Origin of the sequence: Novipirellula galeiformis, assembly GCF_007860095.1 — a bacterium.
Classification (GTDB): Bacteria; Planctomycetota; Planctomycetia; order Pirellulales; family Pirellulaceae; genus Novipirellula; species Novipirellula galeiformis.
In genome coordinates this window covers 95,514-110,783 of the sequence record NZ_SJPT01000012.1, presented here as the reverse complement: position 1 = coordinate 110,783, position 15,270 = coordinate 95,514, and the positions used below count along the sequence as shown (strand labels likewise).

Genomic DNA, 15,270 nt, shown 5'->3' with positions numbered 1-15,270 from the left:
GTCTACGTGGTCACCCGCTGTGCTGCTACGACGACGCCTCACCTCAATTTTCAATTCTGTCGGAGACACCCTTGATACGCTTCAAACTCAGTTCCATTGTGGCCGGTGCATGCTTGTTCGGTATGAGCGCAACGGTTCCAGCCCAGGACGCAGCGACGACGCCGACTGCGGCCGTTTCGGGGATCGATCAATCGTTGTTCAGTGAGAGCGTGACGCCCGGCGAAAACTTTTATGAATACGCGAACCAAAAATGGCTCGAAAACACCTCGATTCCGAGCGACAAATCGGACTATGGGATCTTCACCGTACTAAATGACCAGACGCGAGAGCAGGTTCGCGAGTTAATCGAAGCGTCAGCCGAAAAGACGAACGCCAAAGGCACGGCGGCCCAAAAGGTGGGCGACTTGTACCGCAGCGTGATCGATATCGAGGCTCGAAACCAAGCGGGGATCACGCCCATTGCTCCCTTCATCCGCATGATCGACCAGGCCGAGTCCAAACAAGACATCGCCACCCTGCTGGGCAACCTTTCACGCAACGGGGTCTACGGTCCGGTTGCCTTGTACGTGAGCGTGGATGCTAAGAAAAGTGACCAATACACGGTCTACGTCACTCAATCGGGATTGTCGCTTCCGGATCGCGATTATTACCTCTTGGATGAACCTCGCTACGTCGCGCTGCGAGCGCAATTGAAGGATTACATTCGCGACCTGCTGAGCGTAGCCGGATCGGTGACGGATTCCGACGTCGAGAGTATTTACGAGATCGAGCGTGCGATCGCCGAGGCTCAATGGAGCAAGACCGAAAACCGCGATCCTGAGAAAACCTACAACGCGATGAACGCTGCGTCGCTTGCCGAGCAATTGGGCAGTTTTGATTGGACGGCGTTTGCCCATGCTTGCGGATTAGAGCAGCAAGACAAATTTGTCGTTCGCCAACCGACCTACATCGACGCGTTCGCGAAACAGTTTGCTCAAACCGACGTGGCGGCATGGAAGGCGTATTTAAAGTTTCATTTGATCGACGCTTACGCTTCGACACTGACCGAGACGCTCGAGCAACGCCATTTTGCGTTCCATGGCACCGCCATCAGCGGCATCACGGAACAGGAACCAATGTGGAAACGCGCCGTCAACACGACGAGCGGGGTACTCGGCGAGCTCGTCGGACAAGTCTACGTGGAACGGCACTTCAAGCCGGAAGCGAAGCTGCGGATGAACGAATTAGTCGAGAACCTAAAGCGGGCGTTCGCCAAACGGATCGAGTCACGTGATTGGATGGGCGCAGGAACGAAGAAACAAGCGATCGAGAAACTAGGCTTGTTCACGACCAAGATTGGCTATCCCGATGAGTGGAAAGACTATTCGAGTCTGAGTATCGATGCGGATTCCTTGGCGGCAAACATGATCGCGTCGGCGAATTTTGAGCACCAACGGGAACTGGAAAAACTGGGAGGCCCGATTGATCGAAACGAGTGGCACATGACCCCGCAAACGATCAATGCCTATTACAACCCGACGATGAATGAGATCGTGTTTCCGGCCGCGATCTTGCAACCTCCGTTTTTCAACATGGCGGCTGACGATGCCGTGAACTACGGCGCGATCGGGGCCGTAATTGGTCACGAGCTAAGCCATGGTTTTGACGACAAGGGAAGCAAGTACGATGGCAATGGAAACTTGCGAATGTGGTGGACTCCGAGCGATCGCGAAGAGTTTGAACGCCGCGCTGCAATCCTGGCCAAACAGTACAGCGAATTCGAACCGGTCACAGGCAACTTCGTTAACGGCGACTTGACGCTGGGCGAGAACATTGGCGATTTGGGTGGCTTGAGTTTAGCCTATGAAGCCTACCACCTTTCCCTCGATGGCCAAGCAGCTCCCGTGATCGACGGATTGACGGGTGATCAACGGTTCTTTCTTGGCTGGGCTCAAATCTGGCGTCGCTTGTATCGCGAACAAGAGTTGCTGAAACGCTTGGTCACGGATCCCCACAGCCCCAGTGAATATCGAGTCAATGGGATCGTGCGTAACATGGATGCCTGGTACAAGGCGTTTGATGTCAAGCCAAGCGATCCTTTGTACCTTGCACCCGAAGAGCGCGTACGGATCTGGTAGCTCGCTCGACAGGCACCGCAGGATGGTCATTTTGACGTGACGCGTTTTTGATCACCCTCGCGTTGAAGTTGAGTGGATTTCACAACCCGAAGTGTCAGCGAGGGAATTTCGCGGTTGACGCGGGCCCTCGCTGACTCGCTTTGAAATTGCGTGGATTTCACAACCCGAAGCGCCAGCGAGGGAATCTCGATCTTAACTCGGTCCGTCGATGGCGTTTGGGGTGATGATTTGCCGAGAAAAACGGCAATCGCGCCACTTCAAAACGAACGCGTCGGGCTGTGATTTGCTGAGAAAAAACAGACGCCATCCTTGTCCATCGCATCCGGCACGACCGAAATCTTCCTTCGCCTGCCGACGCAAGAGTGATCCTGAATCACCCCCGCACAGTTGCGCTCACCCGACTCTTCTACAGTAATTTGTGCGGTTTGGGCGACCTGTGCCTTAATCGTGGTCTATGTTTTCGTGGGTCATTCGATCACCAGGTCTGCCCTACCACCGATTTCCATCCTCTGATGGCGGTTTGATTGAATGCCCCCTGCACGCCGCTTCGCATCTGAGCCTTGTTTTGGAAACAGGGATGGCAGTCGAAGCCGAACAAAACATTGTCTGCGTTTTCACCGGGGAACTTCCAGCCATGCGATCTGGTACACAAACAGCCAAGCCTGAAGTCAGTCGTCAGAAGCAATTCGAAGAGATCAAGCGACGTATCCACGGCAAGCTGGTCGACAAACTCGACCTTTCCCGAGTGGGTGAGTTGAAGGGCGAAACGCTGACCCGCGAAATCCGCCTTGTTGTCGAGCACCTGTGTGACGCGGAAGACACACTCCTAAACCGTCAAGAGCGTGATCGCATCATCGACGAAGTGCTCGATGAAGTGCTCGGACTTGGCCCACTTGAGCTGATTCTAAAGGACCCCAAGGTCAGTGACATTCTGATCAACGGCCCCAAGAACATCTACGTCGAAAAAGGGGGCCAGATGCAGAAGACGGACGTTGAGTTCCGTGACAACAAGCATCTGTTGCAAATCATTGACCGCATCGTCAGTAAGGTAGGCCGTCGTGTCGACGAAACTTCCCCGATGGTGGATGCTCGTTTGGAAGACGGCTCGCGTGTGAATGCGATCATTCCCCCGCTGGCACTTGATGGTGCGGCCGTTTCGATTCGTCGTTTCGGCAGCAACCCACTGAAACTCGAAGATTTGCTGAACTACAAAGCATTCACTCCTGAAATGGTGATGTTGCTTGAGGGTTGTATCAAGGCTCGCTTGAACATGATCATTGCGGGCGGAACGGGCTCGGGTAAAACCACGCTGCTAAACACATTGTCCTCCTTCATCGGCCATGACGACCGTATCGTCACGATCGAAGACGCGGCGGAGTTGCAGTTGCAACAAGACCACGTCGTTCGATTGGAAACACGCCCCGCGAACATCGAAGGTTCTGGAGCGGTAACGGCAACGGATCTTGTCAAGAATGCACTGCGGATGCGTCCTGAGCGAATCATCATCGGCGAATGTCGCGGTGGTGAGACATTAGACATGTTGCAAGCGATGAACACGGGACACGATGGATCGTTAACGACGGTCCACGCCAATACGCCTCGCGATGCGGTCGCCCGTCTAGAAACACTCGTCATGATGGCCGGATTCGACTTGCCGCTCAAGGCGATTCGACAACAAATCTCAGGAGCCGTTGATGTCTTGATTCAAGCAAACCGCTTGCAAGGAGGACCGCGTCGCGTGACGGCGATCACCGAAGTGGTCGGCATGGAACAAGACACCATCGTCCTACAAGACATTTACCGTTATGTCCAAAAGGGCATTAATGAAGAGGGGAAAGCGTTCGGTCACTTTGAGTGCACCGGAGTACGCCCCTCCTTTATGGACAAGTTGGAATCGGCGGGTGTTCGTTTGCCCGCCAGTGCGTTCCGTGAACGCGTCATCATGCCCGCGTAGTCCAACGCTGAAAAATCACTGGCGTGTCGTGGAACGGTTTGTCCCGTTGCCGATGCGTCGGGTTACGAAATCTGAACGCTTTACCTCGGTCGGTGAAAGCGCATATGAGTCAGTGAGTGTTCCTGTGCCAACTCGCCAACATCAGCGAGAGGCACCCGACAAACTTCCTCGAGAATCAAAGTTTTTCTGTCATGAGCGGAATCGTCATCATTGTCGCCGTGGGTGTCTTTGTTGCATCGTTGGTTGCATTTGCTATTAACGTCATGATGCCCGGCTCCGATGCAACGGCTGCAGAAGACCGACTCGCCGCAATGGCTTCGCGCCGTGGTGCGAAAGGCGGCAACGAATCGGACTTCAAGTCTTTGTTGCTCAATGGCGACGAAAACTCAACGAACCCGATTGCCAAGTTGTTGAGGGAAGTCCCGGGGCTAAACGACTATCTCGAGCAAGCCGACATCAAGATGACGGTGATGCAATTTGTCTTGATTTGCCTCGCCGCCTTCGGGGGTGGGATCGCGGCGACGGTGATCTCACCATTGCCCATCTTATTGGCACCGCTTGTCGGCGGCGCGTTTGTGACATTGCCCATCGGTTGGCTGATGTTCAAACGCAAGCGACGTCTGGGCCGTTTTGGCGACCAGATGCCAGAAGCACTCGAATTGTTAAGTCGCTCCCTTCGCGCCGGCCACTCGCTGAACGCCGGCTTCGACTTGATTGCAAAACAAATGGAAGAGCCGTTGGCGCTCGAGTTTGGTCGTGCCTACGAAGAACAAAATCTCGGCATTCCCCTCGAGGAAGCCATCGAAGGGATGGCAGCCCGCGTGCCCAATATGGACCTTCGCTTCTTTGCAACCGCGGTCATTTTGCAACGACAAACGGGCGGTGACTTGGCCGAAATTTTGGACAAGATCAGTCACCTTGTTCGCGAACGACTGCAAATCCAAGGGCAAATCCAAGCCTTGACCGGGGAAGGGCGAATGAGTGGTGCGGTGCTGCTGGCCCTGCCACCAGTCTTGTTTCTGGTAATGCTAAAACTGAACTACGAATACGTGATGATGCTATTCACCGACGAGTATGGACGCTACATGCTCGGCGGGGCGCTCGTCACCCAGTTAATTGGTGCATTGATGATCAAGAAAATCATCACGATCAAAGTCTAGCCTTGATGAAGGTGCAACCCGCACGGCGGGACCGCATGCTTCCCCTGGCTTCCAAACACACCTGTCACCCACTCCACTCGCATCCTTCATCTCGTTGAACGAGTTCTGTCAGGAACTTTTATCATGAACACATCCACGATTCTGGCCTTCGCACTTGATCCCGTGACGGTGACATCGATCGCGATTTTCCTCGCCGTCACTGCGGTTGCCTGGGTCGTGTTGGGCCGTGTTAGCGGCGATAACAAGCCTCGCGCTGAAGCACGCCTTGATGCGATGCGCAGCGCCCGGGGCGCGAAGGTCGAACTTTCCGATGCCGACAAAAAACGCGACAAGAGTGACAAACTCGCTGCCGCGCTCGAAAAGGCAACCTCACCGCTCAAGGATACGGTGACGGGCACCGAAAAAGAGATGGGCGCGCTGCGAGTCGAACTCATGAATGCCGGTTTCCGACGCGAAACCGCCCCAGTGGTATTCAAGGGAGTCCAGTTGATCGTCGCATGTATCGGGTTGTTTTTCGGAGGGGTGCTAGGGATTTTCACCGACGGCCTGACTCAAGGCTTGCTGGTGAAATTGCTGGGCGGCTTGGTGCTTGGCTTCTTGATTCCCAAATTTGTACTCGGACACCTCGCCAAGAAACGCAAAGAGCAAATCTTCCTCGGGCTACCCGACGCATTGGACTTGATGGTGGTCTGTGTGGAGGCAGGCTTGGGAATGGATCAAGCGCTTCGCAAAGTCTCCGAAGAGATGAAAAAGAGCCACCGCCAAATTGGTGAAGAGTTCAACGTGGCGAACCAACAACTGCAATTCGGTAGCCCCCGAAGCGAAGTCCTCCACGCGCTCGGACAACGAAGCGGCGTCGATGATTTGAAGCAATTGGCATCGATCTTGATTCAAGCCGACAAGTTTGGTTCGAGCGTAGGAGCAGCACTGCGGATCCAAAGTGACTCGATGCGAACCAAACGTCGGCAAATCGCGGAAGAAAAAGCAGCCAAGACCGCTGTGAAAATGATTTTCCCGCTGGTTTTGTTCATTTTCCCTGGCATCTTCGTGGTCCTCGTTGGCCCTGCGGGAATCAGCATGTATCGCAACATGCTTAGCCAGTAAGATCCGCGTCGCAGATGACGGCGACCTGGTTCGCCGCGGAATGCTTCGGGGCGGCACCCGGCTCTCGAGGCCGCCATCCCTTCGGCGCCCATCATGCCGCAGGGCCGCGCCCACGACGCAATCGCGCCTGGGTCTGAAGCTCACGACGAATCAGCGTAGCGTTGCGGCGATTGCTTTTCCAATAGACATCAAAAATGTCTCCAGCCACGGGAACCGCTCCCCCAATCAAATCGACCAGCGCGTTGAACAGCATCTTTCCTAAGATGCGCTTCCGAACGCGAAGCTGGAACGCACTCCAGAACAAATAGCTGTGCGTGAGAGCCGACGCAGCATCTCCCACTCCTGGAATCAGCCCGATGACATTATCCAAGCCGAAACGGATCTTGGTGCCGGGGATGTGGAATCGATCATCCAACAGCGAAGCAAAACGCTCTAGTTTTGCCAAGTCGGGATGCTTCGTAGGATCGAGTTTCTTTGAATCGGGCATCGAGTTTTTGCCAGCCAAGCCAAAGGAGCGGGCCAATCCAATGACGGCCATTGCTCACTTAAGAGCGGTAGTAATCGACCCACTGGATTTCCAGGCTAACCTCATCGGCGAGCAATTTTCCAGGGATCACAATTCGCATCGTTTCATTCGTGCGATCGACGCGAATATTGGCTTTACCGGAGGGTTTGTCTTGGAATGAGGTCTGATCCTCGGCCAAGCCAAATTGATCCATCTGACCGCCGGTGTTGCGAGATCCGGTGATCAGCAACTTTTCGCCGCGGAGGGTGAAACCTTCGAGCTCTTTGAGTGGTTTCCCCGCTTCGTATTGAATCTGCAAAACGATTGTCTCGGGCCAAGACGTGCTTGGGCACCTCCGCTCCACTTTGATTCGCCCGATCCCGAAGGATGAGTGGATTTTGATCTCTAGTTTTTGATCACTCTGTTGGATTTCGCTTTGCTCACACCGCTTTTGCATCGTGATGGCAAAATCGTCCCCGCTGGCCCACAGCGGCAATCCGAAAACGAGAACCAAGAGGGTGATCATGAACCGTGTCCAACAAGATCGAGTTTGAAGCGGCATCGAAGTTTCCGGAATGAAGCGTTTACTCGAAACTACATGGAATCACTCAATCGGAGCGAGACCTTACAGCGCTTGGCGACGATCTCGAGATGGTGCTGGAGATGCCCCGCTGTGAGCCATGCGAGGGCGCGCACGGTGACGGTTTGTTGGTCTGCGACCCCAGAGCGATCCCATGCACTGGGGGTAATCCGTCTCAACAGGGCCATGTTGGCCTGGCGAAGCGCCGTAAGTTCGTCGACGATTTGGATGAACTTTCCCAGCCCGAAACGGCTGTCCGCATACGCGTTTTCATCCCATCCGGGCAACGCCGTCGAATCGCCTGCCGCAAAACAGAGGATGCGATAGCCAAAAATACGCTCGCCATTGGCACAATGCTCAACCACTTGGCGAATCGACCAACCATACGGAGGATGAATCTTGTCGGTCTGATCTGCGCAAATACTGCTACCAAGCTCCGCAATGCAATGCAATTGCCGGTCGAGTGCCTGCAGGACGCAGTCACCCGGAACACGCTGGATCAGTTCCCGTTGGTAGGTCGAGGTCGTTTCATCGTGCGTCGGCCGCCGGCTTGAGATTCGTGTCATGCGGGTTCGTGTGATGCAGGTTAATGAGCGAGTGAGAAAGGAGCGACGAAGCAAACGGTGAACGGATTATAGTCTCATTCGAGCCATGAAAGTCGATTCATCGCAACGGAACGGATAGCTGAAAATCCCGCTAATTCAAGCTGGGGCTAGGAGTTTCAAAAACGGCATGTAAGATACAACTTTTAGAATGGCTGGAAAAGAACAGCCTCCTCTGCCTCCTCTGCCCTGCCGCGCGACGCGAATCGCTCTGCTGCGACGCAACCTACGGGGCCGAGGAGGCAGGTGAGGCAGAGATTAAAAAACAACGGAGTTATTCCCTCAGATTGGGTCGGTCCATGTAAAACGACCGCCCCTTGATTGACAAGCCAGTGGATTAAAATCCGATCCACAGAGGAGTTAACATCGAGACCTAAAACCACGAGAGGCCTTTGTGATTCAAATCATTGCATTTTTATTTGCAATATTACTAGTGGTCTCTATCGCTGTGACGGTTCAGGGGCGCCGAACGATTTCAAAGATGCGACGCCATTGCGACCTTGCTTTGGAGAATCTTATCGAAGCCATTTCGAGAGAGCATTTGATTGTCGGGCATCTTCTCGATGCATTGCCCAAAAACTTCGAAAGCGCAAGGCAAATTCAACTTGCCGATGCCTACGAAAAGTCAGCAAACGCGCTGCGGGAATTGCGTTTGGACACCTCCAACCGAGCCACGGCTCGCATCTTAGCCGACGAGCAGTGCAAGTTGCTGGTCACATCGATTCAGTTGCAGAAAAAGATTCAAGACGACGCCGACGTGATCAGCCGGGCAACGATTCAGGGTTGCGTCCAGGGATTGTCGCAGGCGCAAGAAAAGGCTCATGCCGCGATGACGTCGTACAACTTGGCGGTCGTTTCGATGGCAACGCATTGCGAATTGCTCATCCCCTCGCTTGTATGCCGTTGGACTCTGCGTGATGCGTGTCATCGCCCCTTGATCAACTGGATTCCGGACGGCAGCAGTTCGAGCATGGGATATGACTTTTGATGCCGATAACGCGGACACAAAGGCACGCTGCGATTGTTGCCTTAGGCATCTTCATGACCTTCAAGATGGCCTTCAAGAGCCTCGACGTCCTTGATGTCTTTCATCCATAACGCGGTTTGCTCGAGCGAATCGCCATCGATGGTGTGCCCGCCACGGAAGCGATGAAACTTGATTTTGCTGGCCGTTTCGGTAAGCAATTGCGACAATTCCACTGCGCTAGAGAAGGGCAGGACGGGATCAAGGGTACCGTGAGATTGATAGACGCGGGTCTCACTCAGTCGCTTCAAGACGGGTTCCCAGAGGGATTGGCAAATCAGGGTTCCTGAGAACAGGATCAAGACTGCCGGCGGATCCACTTCACCTCGCAGCGCGGTATCGAGCGCCAACATGGCGCCTTGCGAAAAACCACCTAGAACCAGCGGCACCGTTGGCGTTGGCATGTCCGCTTTCATCGCCGCGATACTTTCGCACAGGATGTCGCGGGCCTCGTTGATTCCCGGTGGTTCCGCGTCATGCAATTCGCTGAACTTAGACGATTGAACGAGCTGGGCCAGCTGAGCCATATTGATCGGCCACCAAGCTCGCCCATCGGGCATACCGAATTCGGCAAGCGTTTGCGGGGCCGCAGGAAAGACAAAGCGGAAATCGCCAACGTCATCGCCCAACAACGAGCCCCATTCAAACGCGAGCGAAGCGAGGTCCGAGCCGGGTGCTCCGTAACCGTGGCAAAGGACTACGAGAATTTTGGGGGACACGCCTCCATCGACGACAATGCAGTCCAGTGATCCGTAACGCGAGTGACGTGGTTCTTGCATGACAAACTTGAATTCAATCTGCGATCTTGCTGTGGGCGGAACTTAGGCAACTCAGCAAGGGTTCTCGCTGAGCGCAAGTTCGGCCGCAATTTAGGGGGATTTAAACGACGTAACCAAAGTCGGTGCGACTTCCGCTACGCTTCCGAGGCCCAGTTTTTAGGCGATCCGAGAATGAATGGAAAGGCGGTGGGCGCAGCGGCACCTCAAGCCGCTTGGCCGCGATCGCGCCGTAGCCCCTGCACGGGCGGCACTTGCGCTCGCGAATTCACGTTGAACCAGGGGCGTGTGGAAAAATCACGGGCGAGTCGAATCACGGGGCGCATCGAAGCACGGGCGCATCGAAGCACGGCCCGCTTGCATCGCTACTCGCCTGAAGTGGGCATGCCAAGTTGACGCATTTTTCGATACAGGTTAGAGCGGTGCAGTCCCAGACGCTCGGCGGCTTCGGTCATATTGCCGCGACAAATCTCGATCGCCCGTTCGATGTGAGCGACTTGATAAATTCGCGTCGCATCCGAAAGCGTCTCCGGAGCATTGCTCAAAAACGATGATTCCCGGCTCGCGTTCGACGACAATGCCGCGTTTCCACCTAGCATCAAATCTTCCGCCGAAATCGTGTCCTCACTGCACAGATAGCAGACACGCTCCATCGTGTTTCGCAATTCCCGCACGTTTCCAGGCCATGGGTGTGACAACATCCTCTGTTTTGCCAGTGCATCAAACTGGGGAATCGCCCGACCGATCTGATAGGAAAAGTGTTCGAGGAAGTGCTCGGCAAGCAACAAAATATCGTCTCCCCGTTTTGATAGCGAAGGCAAGGTCAACGAAACGACATTCAAGCGAAAGAACAAATCCTCCCGAAATCGCTTTTCGACAATGCGTTGTTCGAGTGGTTGATTGGTCGCTGCGATGACGCGTACATCGACCGGAATGGTTTGCGAGCCGCCCACGCGGACCACCACTTTCTCTTCGAGCACTCGCAGCAGCTTCGCCTGGCCCCCCGAACTCATATCGCCCACCTCGTCGAGGAACAGCGTTCCTCCATGAGCGAGCTCGAATTTTCCCACGCGAGTTTGGCTGGCGTCGGTAAAGGAACCTTTCTCATGACCGAACAACTCGCTTTCGAGCAGCGACTCGACCAATGCGGCACAGTTGACTGCGACGAAGGGGCCACTTCGGCGATTGCTTTCATAGTGGATGTGTCGCGCGAGCACTTCCTTGCCGGTGCCATTGCTGCCCAAGACGAGGACGGTGAGATCCGTTGCGGCCACTTTCTGGGAATTTTTGCGAACTTGGTCAATCGAGGGATGATTGCCAATCAATTGCGTTGCCGAGGCAGCGTCGTTCACCAATCGGTCTCGCGAAACCGTCAACGACTTGCGCGTTTGCATGCTGCGAATCGCCGCTGCGGCATGCAGCGCCAAGTCGGACAAGACGGCCATGTCCAGATGATCGAACGCGCCGCTGCGGTGATTGATCGCTTCAAATACGCCGATCAAATCGGCACGCCCCACGGCGTTAGCGTTGGTGATTGATCCTGCGTGCACCACCGGATTGCTCGGGTTGCTCATCGGAACGGCAACGAGCGAATGGGTCTGGAATTCGAGTGATTGGTCGACGCTGCGATTGACGCGAGCTTCGTCATCATCACTGTTGGTATTCCAAAGTTTCGCTTCACCAGAGCGGAGCACTTCGCCGACCACGCCCGCTTGGTCATCGACTTCGAGCGGCTTGCCTTCGACCCCCAGGGCGGGTCGACCAATCAATTTCTTGCGACGCCGATCCCATAAAAAGATACTGGCGCGCTCGCAATGAAGCAGTTTCGTTGCGGTATCCGCGATCCGCTGTAACAGGGCTTCGTCATCGTCGAGTTGTTGCCACTGGGCCGCGGCGCGGAGCACGGCGGACAATTGTTCAATGCGACGCACGTTGCGGTCATGGGCGTCGACGCGTTGCAGCGCCGCCGAAAGCAGATTGGCAGCGGATTGGATCCGAGCGACGTTTTTCGCGGATTCGTAATCCCCCGAAGCATCCGAGAGACGCAGCACCAAGGCCGATGCGGGCGAGGCTTCACTAGGCGTATCGCCACGATGGGGCGAACGCGTTAACGCGACCGCAACCCAACCATTGGCGGAAATGGGACCGCTGCGGTCGAAGCTTTCCCCCACCAATTCACTGGGAAAAGGCCGTTTTTCGCCCACCCAGCACTCCACAGCCCATGCGCCGCTTCGCTGACTCACCAGACCACCAAATGCCCCCCCCGTCGAACGCAGCAGCGTCGGCAGGACGGATTGCAGGAACTCTTTGCGAGAGAATGGAGCTTGCAGAGCCTTCAATATCTCAAACGACAAGCCAACTTCGATTTCTTCGATTTTATTCATCACAGGCAACTCGGTCATCGAAAGGTTTCCCTCCTCTGCAGTAAGGCAAATAGACGAGCATGGTACTAACGCGTTATCCTAGGCCCTCGTCGCCAATCGGCGCGAACATTCGATCGCGTGAACTTCTTGATGCGATCTTTGCGTAACACGGTCTCCAAGAGTGACCGCTAAGTTTTTTTAGGAATATGAGACGATGCAATTCACTGGCAAAAAAGGTCTGATTTTGGGTGTGGCGAACGATCATTCGATCGCCTGGGCCATCGCAAAACAAATTATGGAACAAGGCGGTGAATGTGGGTTTACGCACCTGCCCGATCGGGCGGATGACGAACGACAACGCAACCGCCGACGCGTCTCGCAATTAACGGACAAGTACGAGAACGCCAAGTTTCTCGTCCCCATGGACGCGCAAAACGACGACGATGTCCGCAGTGTTTTTGAACACACTGCGGAACAATTCGGCAAAATCGATTTCATGCTGCATTCCATTGCATTTGCGGACCGAGACGACCTCGCTCGCGACACCGTCGAGACAAGTCGTGCGGGATTCAAACTCGCAATGGATGTGAGTGTCTACACTTTGATCGCATGCACAAACGCTGCTAAGCCTATCATGAACCCGGGGGGATCGATAGCCACTATGACCTACTTTGGGGGGGAAAAGTGTGTGCCTGGGTACAACGTCATGGGGATCTGCAAAGCAGCCCTGGACGCCACGGTACGCTACCTCGCCTACGATATGGGGCCTCAGGGAGTGCGAGTGAACGCACTTTCGGCCGGCCCCATTCGCACCCTAGCCGGACGGGCCGCCGGGGTCGAAAAAATGCTCACCATGTACGAACACATGGCCCCGATGGGACGCAATGTGACCCACGAGGAAGTCGGCAACACCGGCGCGTTCTTACTGAGTGACGCTAGCAACGGAATCACCGGCGATATTCTGCACGTCGATGGCGGCTATCACGCCATGGGCAGCCCAGGACGATTGCTCGATCAATTGCAGAAATAACGGCAGTTGCAGAAATAACGGCAGTTGCAGAGACAACGGGCCTGCGACGCGGGCCCAGCAGATTCGAAACGGGACAAGTCGATTTGAAACGGCCCGGGAGATTCGCAATGGGGCGGAGCACACGACGCGGTGCCCAACCTTTCGAAAGGCTCCCCCCGCAGCGGATCGCGACCGACATGACCGCGACCGACATGACCGCAACAATGACATGACCGCAACAATGACATGACCGCAACAATGACACGACCGCGACAGTGACACGACCGCGACAGTGACACGACCGCGACAGTAACAGTGACATGACGGCGATAGGGGCATGACGGCGACGCGTTTGAACGCTCGCCATGCCAATCGAGTCAAACGCGGGCGATAAGCGGCGGAGGAGGGATTCCACCGTCCATTTTTTATGCGAATGTAGAGACTCGCTGGACTCACCAGCGACGAGCTGACCAACGACCTGACACGAGGATTGGACTTAAAATGGTAAGAACTGCAAGCACCATGTTGCCCCTGGGGACCGCTGCGCCGGACTTCAAGTTACCTGAATGTGGCGGAGGTGAAGTATCGCTGGCGGACGTCGCGGGCGGCAAAGCATTGTTGGTCATTTTCATGTGCAACCATTGCCCTTACGTCAAGCATGTGGCCGAGCAGGTGAAGCTACTGAGCGACGAATACATGGCCAAGGGTGTCACGGTCGTCGCGATCAACAGCAACGACGCCGAGAAGTATCCCGATGACGGGCCGGAGGCGATGGTGAAAGAAAAGGGCGAGCGCGGCTACGCGTTTCCGTACCTGTTTGATGCCGATCAAAGTGTCGCGCAAGCCTACCACGCGGCCTGCACTCCCGACTTTTTCTTGTTCGATGCAGACGTGAAACTTGCCTACCGTGGGCAACTCGACAGCAGTCGTCCCAAGACCGACGTGCCAGTGACGGGCGCCGATCTGCGGGCCGCGTTGGATGCGGTACTCGGCGGCGAGAAACCAAGCGAAACGCAAGTCCCTTCGATTGGTTGCAACATCAAGTGGAAAGAGGGGCAAGAGCCTCAATACTTCAATCCGCTAGGCTCTGCGTGAGCGGTCACGAATCCCCGCAAAGCTACCTGCATGAATTAACACTCCGCTTGGCAATCGGAGCGTTGAATTTATCGCCTGAGGTTCGCCAATCTCAGACCGATTGGCTCGTCGCGCAGCAGCGTGCCGATGGAGGCTTTGCTGGCCGTGAAGGCGAGAGCGATCCTTACTACACGGCCTTTGCGCTGCGTGGCTTGTGGATCCTCGATGGCTTGACTCCCGAGGTGGGCGAGCGAGCGGCCAGCTTCCTGCGCGGCCGGATGCAGCGACGCGAATCGATCATCGATATGATTTCGTTGGTCTTTGCAGCGGCGATTTGCGAATTATCCGTCGGCGCGGTGGTGATCCGAGACGATGATGATTCGTGGCGTCACAACATCGCACAGTTGCTTTCCACGCTTCGCACCGGAGACGGCGGTTTTGCAAAAACCCCCGAAGGCCGAGCGGGAAGCACCTACCAAACGTTCCTGTCGGTATTGTGTCACGAATTGATCGAAGTGCCGGTACCGAACCCCGATGACATCGTTCGCTTCCTCGCGTCGCAAGCTCATGTCGATGGCGGATTCCTCGAGATTCGTGCGGCAAAACGGCCCGGAGTGAATCCGACGGCCGCTGCGATTGGAACGCTCAAAGCGCTCGGCCGGCTCGACACGATGGACCATACCGCCACGATCGAGTTTTTGTCGGAAATGCAATCGGATGAAGGAGGAATGACGGCAAATACCCGCATCCCCTTCGCCGATTTGTTGAGCACTTGTACGGGATTGATCACGCTCGTCGATCTCGACGCGACGTCGGTCGTGAATGTGGCTGCGATGCAAAAGTTTGCGATGATGATGCAGCGCAGCCCCGGAGGCTTTGTCGCATTGTCGCTTGATGACACAACCGATGTCGAATACACGTTTTATGGAATCGCAAGCTTGTCGCTGTGTGCAAGCGAGCTGACACGCTAGAGAGCCGCGTCGGTGTGGCCCCCAAACTTCT

Annotated in this window: 13 protein-coding genes; 8 read left to right on the top strand and 5 right to left on the bottom strand. The window is 55.4% G+C overall.

Features of this window, described 5'->3' with window-relative positions:
- Positions 1-122 precede the first annotated feature (122 nt).
- The 4 genes from Pla52o_RS23960 (at position 123) to Pla52o_RS23945 (ending at position 6,335) form a co-directional block, all read left to right on the top strand.
- Positions 123-2,117 (top strand): M13 family metallopeptidase, encoded by a 1,995-nt coding sequence (locus Pla52o_RS23960; RefSeq protein WP_146597193.1) that lies wholly within the window; start codon positions 123-125, stop codon positions 2,115-2,117.
- A gap of 634 nt (positions 2,118-2,751) precedes the next feature.
- Positions 2,752-4,071, top strand: a complete 1,320-nt coding sequence (locus Pla52o_RS23955) for a CpaF family protein (protein ID WP_146597192.1) — start codon at positions 2,752-2,754, stop codon at positions 4,069-4,071.
- 191 nt (positions 4,072-4,262) lie between these two features.
- On the top strand, positions 4,263-5,231 hold the full coding sequence (locus Pla52o_RS23950; RefSeq protein WP_146597159.1) for a type II secretion system F family protein: 969 nt from the start codon (positions 4,263-4,265) through the stop codon (positions 5,229-5,231).
- Between the two features lie 123 nt (positions 5,232-5,354).
- A complete protein-coding gene (locus Pla52o_RS23945; protein WP_146597158.1) occupies positions 5,355-6,335 on the top strand; it encodes a type II secretion system F family protein in 981 nt (326 codons plus the stop codon).
- Between the two features lie 91 nt (positions 6,336-6,426).
- On the opposite strand, the gene Pla52o_RS23940 is transcribed toward Pla52o_RS23945, so the two are convergent.
- From Pla52o_RS23940 to Pla52o_RS23930, 3 genes are all read right to left on the bottom strand, one after another.
- Positions 6,427-6,873 carry a DUF4112 domain-containing protein gene (locus tag Pla52o_RS23940; RefSeq protein ID WP_231612623.1) on the bottom strand — a complete coding sequence of 149 codons (447 nt, stop codon included), beginning with the start codon at positions 6,871-6,873 and terminating at the stop codon, positions 6,427-6,429.
- 7 nt (positions 6,874-6,880) lie between these two features.
- The gene (locus Pla52o_RS23935; protein ID WP_146597157.1) at positions 6,881-7,366 is read right to left on the bottom strand and encodes a hypothetical protein; all 486 of its coding nucleotides are present in this window, start codon (positions 7,364-7,366) and stop codon (positions 6,881-6,883) included.
- Positions 7,367-7,434: 68 nt separating this feature from the next.
- On the bottom strand, positions 7,435-7,986 hold the full coding sequence (locus tag Pla52o_RS23930) for a DinB family protein (RefSeq protein WP_146597156.1): 552 nt from the start codon (positions 7,984-7,986) through the stop codon (positions 7,435-7,437).
- Between the two features lie 517 nt (positions 7,987-8,503).
- Here Pla52o_RS23930 and Pla52o_RS23925 point away from each other — a divergent pair.
- Entirely contained in the window at positions 8,504-9,010 is a 507-nt protein-coding gene (locus Pla52o_RS23925) for a hypothetical protein (RefSeq protein ID WP_146597155.1), read from the top strand.
- Between the two features lie 41 nt (positions 9,011-9,051).
- Here Pla52o_RS23925 and Pla52o_RS23920 read toward each other — a convergent pair whose 3' ends face one another.
- Positions 9,052-9,825, bottom strand: a complete 774-nt coding sequence (locus Pla52o_RS23920; protein ID WP_146597154.1) for an alpha/beta hydrolase — start codon at positions 9,823-9,825, stop codon at positions 9,052-9,054.
- A 362-nt stretch (positions 9,826-10,187) separates the two neighbouring features.
- On the bottom strand, positions 10,188-12,224 hold the full coding sequence (locus Pla52o_RS23915) for a sigma-54-dependent Fis family transcriptional regulator (RefSeq protein WP_146597153.1): 2,037 nt from the start codon (positions 12,222-12,224) through the stop codon (positions 10,188-10,190).
- Positions 12,225-12,399: 175 nt separating this feature from the next.
- Between Pla52o_RS23915 and Pla52o_RS23910 the strand changes: the two genes are divergently transcribed.
- The 3 genes from Pla52o_RS23910 to Pla52o_RS23900 all read left to right on the top strand — a co-directional run bounded on the left by Pla52o_RS23910 (position 12,400) and on the right by Pla52o_RS23900 (position 15,239).
- The gene (locus Pla52o_RS23910) at positions 12,400-13,215 is read left to right on the top strand and encodes an enoyl-ACP reductase FabI (protein ID WP_146597152.1); all 816 of its coding nucleotides are present in this window, start codon (positions 12,400-12,402) and stop codon (positions 13,213-13,215) included.
- Between the two features lie 480 nt (positions 13,216-13,695).
- Positions 13,696-14,289: a thioredoxin family protein gene (locus tag Pla52o_RS23905; protein ID WP_146597151.1), complete on the top strand. Its 594-nt coding sequence runs from the start codon at positions 13,696-13,698 to the stop codon at positions 14,287-14,289.
- Complete coding sequence (locus tag Pla52o_RS23900; RefSeq protein ID WP_146597150.1) at positions 14,286-15,239, top strand: prenyltransferase/squalene oxidase repeat-containing protein; 954 nt, start codon at positions 14,286-14,288, stop codon at positions 15,237-15,239. The genes Pla52o_RS23905 and Pla52o_RS23900 overlap by 4 nt, the downstream gene beginning before the upstream one ends.
- The last annotated feature ends 31 nt before the right edge of the window (positions 15,240-15,270 follow it).